Here is a 2398-nt window from a genome sequence, read left to right as displayed (position 1 = left end):
ACTCCGCCAGCACAACCTCATGCCCTTGGCTGTAACCGGCATAAAACTCCATCAACTCATCCACCATCACCTGCATGGATGCGCCATCGGAAACCACATGATGCTGAACGACCGTCAGGACGTGATCATCCTCGGCCAGCTTCAACAATTTCACACGTAACAACGGGCCGGTCAGCAGATCAAAAGGCTGCTGAATTTCCCGATCAACAAATGCGGCTATGGCTGTTTCCAGTGGCGTCTCATCGACTACCAGAGTGTCGACGTGCACCTCACAGTCCATATGATCGTGCACGATTTGATAAGGAGAACCGTTGTCATGCGCAAAGGTAGTGCGCAGTGTCTCGTGGCGAGTCACCAGGCTCTGGAAACTGCGGCGCAACGCCGCCAGATCAAGTACTCCACGCAGGCGTAAAGCAACCGGGATATGGTAGGCAACGCTGTGAGGATCCATCTGCCAAAGGAACCACTGTCGCTGCTGGGCATAGGAAAGCGTCAGCGACTCCTCCGGAGTTCTTTTATAGATGGAAGCTACATCGAACAGGTTTATCCCTTTTGCCTTGAGCATAATTGCCAAGGCCTTGCGTTGCTGGTGAGACAGTAGTCCTACTGACTCGATTAACGCCTGCATGCCTTTACTCCTGAGAAATCAACTTTTCCAACTCATCAGTTGATAGACGTTTAAGGTCCTCCAGGGATTTAGCTAATTCGTCCTGCACGCCATTTGAGGTCACGAGGATGGCTTGGATTTGCTCACAGAATGCTTGCAGAGTCTCTGCCTGGAACAGCGTCTTGACAGGGATATCAACATTCAACTGCTGTTTGACACGAGTCAAAACCTGTACAGCAAGCAAGGAATGCCCCCCAAGATCAAAAAAGCTATCGGTCATACCGACCTGCTCAACCATGAGCACGCTTTGCCAGATTGAAGCCATCTGCTGCTCCAAAGGACTTAGGGCAGGCACGTATTCGCGAGGTAGTTGATTAATGTCTGGTAGAGGCAAGGACTTGCGATCCAGCTTGCCATTCGGCGTCAACGGCAAATGCTGAATAAAAAGCAGATGCGTTGGGATCATGTAGTCAGGAAGCGTTTCTTTGAGCTGTTTTACCATCGATTTTTTCAGGGGCTTTGCGTCCTCCGGATCAGCGAAGCCGATGTCCACACTGGGTACTATGTAACTGACCAGTTGCAATCCAGCAGGCCCTGGTTGCGCAAGAACTACTGCCTCAAGCACAGACTCCAGTTCCAGTATCCGGGCTTCAATTTCTCCCAACTCGATGCGCAAACCACGAATTTTCACCTGGTGGTCAGTACGACCGACATACTCAATGACCCCATTGGCCCGATGACGTGCCAAGTCTCCGGTGCGATATAGTCGAGCACCTTTTTCAAAAGGGCTGACGACAAACCGCTCTGCCGTCAGCATCGAACGCTGGTGATAACCCCGGGCCAAGCCCGCACCACCCAGATAAAGTTCACCCAAGCTCCCAACGGGAACAGGAACCAAATACGGGTCAAGAATGTAAGTCGACAGGTTGGCAATCGCTCGACCGATCGGAACACTGGAACGCCCTTCATCAACACACCGCCAATGGGTCACATCAATCGCAGCTTCCGTCGGACCATACAGGTTGAATAACCCAGCATGGGGGAGAAGGTTTAGGACCTGCGACTGCACATCGACCGACAATGCTTCTCCACTGCAAATAATGCGTTTAAGTGTTGTGCAGCTTGCGACCTCACTCGCCTGCATGAACACCTGCAACATGGAGGGTACAAAGTGCAAAGTCGTTACCTGCTCACGACGAATGAGTTCAACGAGTTTTTCCGGCTCACGGTGCTCACCCGGCAAAGCGATAGCTAGACGAGCCCCTGTCATCAAAGGCCAGAAGAATTCCCAGACGGATACGTCAAAGCTGAATGGGGTCTTCTGCAAGACCGTATCCGATACCTCCAAACCATATTCTTGCTGCATCCAAATCAAGCGATTCGTCAGCGCCGAATGTCTATTACCTGCTCCCTTGGGCTGTCCTGTCGATCCAGAAGTGTAAATTACATAAGCCAGGTTCTCAGGCTCCAACTTCAGGTTAGGGTTATCCTCACTGTAAACTCGCCATTCATCATCTTGAGCTCTTAATGGCAACACCTTCACGGCGGCAGCAACATTCAATGTTTCAATCAAATGCTCCGAGATCAAAAGCAACTCGATACCACTGTCCTGGACCATGTACATCAAACGATCCTGAGGGTACTCCGGATCCAGGGGTACATAGGCTCCGCCGGCCTTTAAAATAGCCAACAATGCGACAACCATTTCTAGGCTACGGTGCGCCGCAACCCCCACCAAAACCTCAGGTCCAACCCCCAACTCGATCAGATAATGCGCAAGACGATTCGCTC

Annotated in this window: 2 protein-coding genes; both read right to left on the bottom strand. The window is 51.5% G+C overall.

Annotated features, from left to right (window positions below):
- On the bottom strand, window positions 1–628 hold a 628-nt coding region (locus tag M1B34_RS32680), incomplete at its 3' end, for a condensation domain-containing protein (RefSeq protein WP_268267335.1).
- A 4-nt stretch (window positions 629–632) separates the two neighbouring features.
- Window positions 633–2398 (bottom strand): amino acid adenylation domain-containing protein (locus M1B34_RS32675; RefSeq protein ID WP_268267334.1); only part of this gene is annotated, 1766 nt, incomplete at its 5' end.

It is taken from the genome of Pseudomonas morbosilactucae (assembly GCF_023241715.1).
Lineage (GTDB): Bacteria > Pseudomonadota > Gammaproteobacteria > Pseudomonadales > Pseudomonadaceae > Aquipseudomonas > Aquipseudomonas morbosilactucae.
Note: the sequence above shows the minus strand (reverse complement) of the source record. Positions and strands in the feature narration are given on the sequence as shown.